The sequence below is a fragment of the Rubritalea tangerina genome, from assembly GCF_042683245.1.
Lineage (GTDB): Bacteria > Verrucomicrobiota > Verrucomicrobiia > Verrucomicrobiales > Akkermansiaceae > Rubritalea > Rubritalea tangerina.
Genome location: NZ_JBHUJB010000007.1, coordinates 1 through 5,030 on the forward strand (window position 1 = coordinate 1; position 5,030 = coordinate 5,030).

The following is a 5,030-nucleotide window of genomic DNA, read 5'->3' on the forward strand; positions in this document are numbered from 1 at the left end:
CTCACCTTTGCAAGCTTTTTATTTACTTATTTTCAATCAGTTATGCTTAAGTGAACGCGCATGCCCCGACATCCTAGCAGAAGAAATCATCGACAACATCGAAACTGGCCTAGCCAACTTCCGCCAAGTCGCCGCCAAACTCGCAACAAACTAAACCCTCCTTGTTTCATGCCACTACACCTTCCAAGAAAAATTACATTACTTGTACTCGTATCACTTACCCCCCTTTTGACTCAGGCGAAGGAGTATCCCGATATTAAGATCGATCAACTCATCACGAAGAATGATGCGCGTAAGATAGGCTACTCAAAGCTGAGTAAAGCGGAGAGAGAAGCTTTACGTATAACGCTAATCAACCTTTATCTCCAAGGCCACAAAGAGGGTAAGGACACTGGCGTCAAGGAGGGTATTAGCAGAGCTGCAAAAGCCATCGCTGGTGGCGGTGTAGGAGGAGTTCGCGGTGGCGCTATTGAATCTAAGATTGATGGCGAGTTTAACGGCTGGGAGGGAGAAACTATTGTGAAGCTAATGAATGGTCAGATCTGGCAACAGACTGATTTCCAAATGAAAATCACCTACAAGTTCATGCCTAAGGTTACGATCTACCAATCAAACGGAATTACGAAGATGATCGTAGACGGCACTAACAAGGCTGTAGCCGTCACAAGGTTAAAATAAACCCACCTGTAACATCGAGTTATCCTATCAAACTTCCGTAAAGACGTCTCCCCCCAGCAAACAATACCATTAGTTTCGATCGTGTGTGTATCTATGAATGAAACGCTTCTCCACCAAATACTGACTAAATCCTACCGAACAACGCCCGATGAACTACTACCACTCGCGGAACGTATCCGCGAAGTAGAGGGTGTAGATGTGACTCTCGAATTTTCGAGAAATCCACGTTCAGAAAGAGACTTCTGCCCAGGCCGATATGACTATGAGCGTGCGGCCAGTCGTAAAACAAATGTTGCTAAGTGGTTAGAAAACCGCTTCAGACCTAAGTTCCCCTTCCTCAAGGCAACTATCTACACGCCACAAGGTAGAGTGTTACAAGAAGACGAACTTGTTAGCTACGCGCGCGGTGGCACAGGTTTGTTCCCTGGTCGCCAGATCGAGTACATAATCGAGAGCCCAGAACTTGAAACCAAGGAACAGCGAAAAAAGGAACTCAGTAAACTTAAACGCCACCTCACGCAATTCAGCCTTTGGGAGCATTTCGAACTTACGGAGGAGTCGACATGGCTCCTCATCTTCACCACCCCTCACCGACTCGAAATGAAGACAATGCCGACCATGCTACGTCTCTACGAAATCGAATTGGTTGAAGCCATCTTCGAGACCATCTTTGCATCGCTTGGTTACAGAATCGAGAGCAAGCGCATCACCTACGAGCAAGACCACCCAGTGAATGCAATGTTCACTTCAAAGCACCTCAACACTCTCGTTCCAGACAGGAAGCAAACCTTCGTCAAAAAGAACCTACAAATAACATAACTCTCAAGACGCACAACCCAGCACTGTAACTAACTGCTAGAATATTAACCATTATCCACTCCCCATTCATCGTTTCAGTCGATAAAAAAGACCTCAAACCCTCGCCTGCAAAATCAACATCATAGGAAAAATACCCGAACTCTCCAAATGCACTCCCACCCGTGAACGCGACGAAGTCTACAAAGAGATCTTCGAACAAGCCGAGAACTTCAAAAAGTACAACGCGAGTTAATCCGAGCATAGCAACATGAATAACGAACAAGGAATCGTCTACGTGCTGACAAACCCGGTCATGGATGGCCTAGTAAAAATTGGCAAAACCTCCCGCGACGAGGTGCAAACGCGCCTCAACGAACTCTACTCTACGGGGGTTCCCGTCCCATTCGAGTGCGCATATGCAGCGAGAGTCGAAGATTACTCCAAAGTCGAGCGAGCTTTCCACCAAGCCTTCGGTCCCTACCGCATCAACAGCAAGCGTGAGTTTTTCAAAATTGAGGCAGATCAGGCCATCGCATTGTTGAGGCTCATGGCATTAGAGGATGTGACCCCCTCCATTATTGAGGAAGCCACCAAGGTGGACAGCGAGACTCAGAAATCTAGCAAGAAGGTCATACGCCGACCGAATCAGAATTTTTTAGAAATGGGACTCAAGATCGGCGACACAATTACCTTCTCTCAAGGGGATGAAACCGCTGTGATAGCCTCTGGCAGAAAAGTGCTATTCCGAGGGGAAGAGGTATCACTCACCTATGTCACCAAAACATTGCTCAACGATGGTGCCTACGATGTAGCCCCAGGTGGCTATTGGTACTACGGGGATAGAAGCCTCCGCGACATCTACAACGAGACCTACAGCTAAGCCCCCCAAAATACTTCCACCTTGCATACAAGCTATCTTAGCACCGCTCTCACACTGAGCGTATCGGCCACCTCTAATCTTCTGTCATCACCCTTTATCGCTTGAAAGCTCCCCACCCATCCCACACATTCTACTACACCACACCACTACAACTAACTGTTAGAATATTAACCATTATCCACTCCCAATTCATCGTTTCAGTCGATACAAAGAACTCAAACCCTCGCCTGCAAAATCAACATCATAGGCCCCCCCGAACTCTCCAAATGCACTCCCACCCGAAAACGCGTCCTAACAAGAACCATCGACTACGTAGCCACCTTCATCAAAGGCATCGCGGCATAGCCATCAAAATTTAACCATACAGTGAGCTTGGAACTTTTAAGCAAAATCAACTGGGCGATAGATATCGCAGATCTAATAACAATCCTTCTAATGATCGTAGGAGGTATAATTGCCTACTTTTTAATCGACCGTAATAGCAAAGCTGACAGTCGGTTTGCTGTGATCGAAACTCTAGCGAACAACGTCAAAAACATCAGCCCTGGGCTCAAAGTCCATTACACAAATCAACTATCAAAGGACCGCAAGCATCTTTATTTTAAAGTCTATGTGAAAAACATATCAGACCATGACGTTTCTCTGCCCATTCCTCAACTACAGTATATTTCAAGCTCAGGAGAGGCGACAGCTATAGCATCTGATGACCTACTCGGCTTCGGCAGTATGCTAGCACCTGGGGCTGACCTCTTCATCAATTTTGAGAGAGAAGCGAATCCAGTTCTTCAGGCAGTTTCACTTTCTTATGAAGCCGAAACCATAGAAGCGTATCGTGAAACACTCTTGTACGCGGTATCACAGCTACCCGACGATAAACTCAGAGAAGAGCTAAAGAAATCGATCTGTGATAATAGCTCCAAAAAGTACTCATACAGAGAAAAGGTATATGAGCATGGTGAAAACCCAATATGAGACGATTTCTTTACGAACCCACGGTAATTAAAAGATACTTACTGAGCAAAAACGGTTCCTCTCATAATTTTGATCTCATTTTAGCAATGCAAACCTCATACTCCTCCCTACTCGAATTTTTCAAAGCTCTCCCAAAGGTAAAGCAGAAGAGAACTCTATCACAAGTTTCTGGCCACCCACACTCCGATACAGAAAAACTCACTCACCTACGCTACCAGAACACTTCTCAACAACGGCACTTACAATGTAGTTCCCGCTCCGTTTTGGAACCTCAAAGACAGAGCCATCTCTAGCATAATCTATTATCGTGAATCTCACCTTCATTACGGCCGCTCTAGTATTGAGCCTTTTTACTTCGACCTATCTCATGTCCTCACCGGCTGAAAACACCACCAAAGTCACCAAAGAAGCATTCAAGCAATGGCGTAATGCTCGCCGTGGGTCCAAGCAGGCGCAGGACATGACCAATCCCTTCTGGGTCTACTGTGTGCAGAAGGAGCTTAATGCCTATCAAGCCAATGCCGCCTTCGATGGTCCGAGTTCTTTCGCCTACAAGCCATGTTGGAGTTATGAGCGCTTCGGAATGTCTGAGACTAAGTTAGAAGATGGTAGAACGATTCTCATCGCTGGTGAACATGAAGATTACTACGACCCAGATTTCTTCATCTACAACGACGTCATCGTAAAAGACGCGAATGGAAAGGTTCAAATCTTCGGCTATTCCGAAGACATCTTTCCAGCCACTGACTTTCACAGTGCCACTCTCGTCGGCAACCGTATCTACATCATTGGCTCCTTGGGCTACACAGACAGGCGCAAGGAAAAGGACACACCAGTCTACTATCTCGACCTGAAGGACTATACCATTCACCAAGTCAACTCAGGTCAGGGCCCTGGCTGGGTCTTCGAGCATGAAGCGATCTACGATTCCGAGACCCACTCCATCACCATCGATTGGGGCAAACGCTGGATAGACTCAGGCGACATTATCGATAACTTCAGCAAGTGGCAGCTCAAGCTCGACACGAAACAATGGACGCTTGTTGAAGAACGGCCGTGGAGCCAATTCCGCTTCTCTCGAAAAGACGGTGAATCAAACCTCCTCTTCGATGTGCGGCTCGATATGCCCCCCATTGACGCGAGCACCTTTGAGGATCCAGACACCCCTATGGATCAAGAAACAAAAGAAAAGAAACAAAAGACATACTCAAGAAGGTGTACGAGGAGAAAAAGCAAGCACTCAAGTCGACCAATAAAAAAGCCTTGGACAAACTCTATAGACCTAGCATCCCCCACACTCTTCACCCACAAACCGAGGAGGAGGACGAACATTCCCGTTTCCGCCTCACAGTCAATGGGGTGACACTCATTTTCGAAGAAGGTTTCAGCGACGTAGTCCTCACCATTCAGGGAAAACTCGATGCCAAAGCCATCAAAACCATCGTCAAAGAAACCGCCCAACAACTCAGCGCCGTAGAAGGCCATTCATACACTTCCACCAAGCTACAATAAGCATCCCCGCAATCCCACCAATAACCCCCAACTGCAATCTGCAATCTGCAATCTGCAATCTGCAATCTGCAATCTGCAATCTGCAATCTGCAATCTGCAATCTGAAATCTGCAATCTGCAATCTGCCATGCGCGTTCACTTAAGCATAACTGATTGAAAATAAGTAAATAAAAAGCTTGCAAAGGTGAGT

General features: G+C 46.5%; 6 protein-coding genes. All 6 read left to right on the forward strand.

What is annotated here, in order from left to right; translation table 11 throughout:
• Nucleotides 1-168 precede the first annotated feature (168 nt).
• A complete protein-coding gene (locus ACFSW8_RS01275; protein WP_377177241.1) occupies nucleotides 169-678 on the forward strand; it encodes a hypothetical protein in 510 nt (169 codons plus the stop codon).
• A 93-nt stretch (nucleotides 679-771) separates the two neighbouring features.
• On the forward strand, nucleotides 772-1,497 hold the full coding sequence (locus tag ACFSW8_RS01280) for an RNA-binding protein (protein ID WP_377090088.1): 726 nt from the start codon (nucleotides 772-774) through the stop codon (nucleotides 1,495-1,497).
• 247 nt (nucleotides 1,498-1,744) lie between these two features.
• A complete protein-coding gene (locus ACFSW8_RS01285) occupies nucleotides 1,745-2,356 on the forward strand; it encodes a GIY-YIG nuclease family protein (protein ID WP_377090086.1) in 612 nt (203 codons plus the stop codon).
• A gap of 366 nt (nucleotides 2,357-2,722) precedes the next feature.
• Nucleotides 2,723-3,328, forward strand: a complete 606-nt coding sequence (locus tag ACFSW8_RS01290; RefSeq protein ID WP_377090084.1) for a hypothetical protein — start codon at nucleotides 2,723-2,725, stop codon at nucleotides 3,326-3,328.
• A 367-nt stretch (nucleotides 3,329-3,695) separates the two neighbouring features.
• Complete coding sequence (locus ACFSW8_RS01295; RefSeq protein WP_377177243.1) at nucleotides 3,696-4,691, forward strand: hypothetical protein; 996 nt, start codon at nucleotides 3,696-3,698, stop codon at nucleotides 4,689-4,691.
• Nucleotides 4,688-4,840: a hypothetical protein gene (locus tag ACFSW8_RS01300; RefSeq protein ID WP_377177245.1), complete on the forward strand. Its 153-nt coding sequence runs from the start codon at nucleotides 4,688-4,690 to the stop codon at nucleotides 4,838-4,840. The genes ACFSW8_RS01295 and ACFSW8_RS01300 overlap by 4 nt, the downstream gene beginning before the upstream one ends.
• Nucleotides 4,841-5,030 lie beyond the last annotated feature (190 nt).

Bases quoted from the DNA above. Each gene is read 5' to 3' on its own strand.
- ACFSW8_RS01280 (WP_377090088.1), top strand. From the start codon at position 772: ATGAATGAAACGCTTCTCCACCAAATACTGACTAAATCCTACCGAACA.
- ACFSW8_RS01295 (WP_377177243.1), top strand. From the start codon at position 3,696: ATGTCCTCACCGGCTGAAAACACCACCAAAGTCACCAAAGAAGCATTC.
- ACFSW8_RS01275 (WP_377177241.1), top strand. From the start codon at position 169: ATGCCACTACACCTTCCAAGAAAAATTACATTACTTGTACTCGTATCA.
- ACFSW8_RS01285 (WP_377090086.1), top strand. From the start codon at position 1,745: ATGAATAACGAACAAGGAATCGTCTACGTGCTGACAAACCCGGTCATG.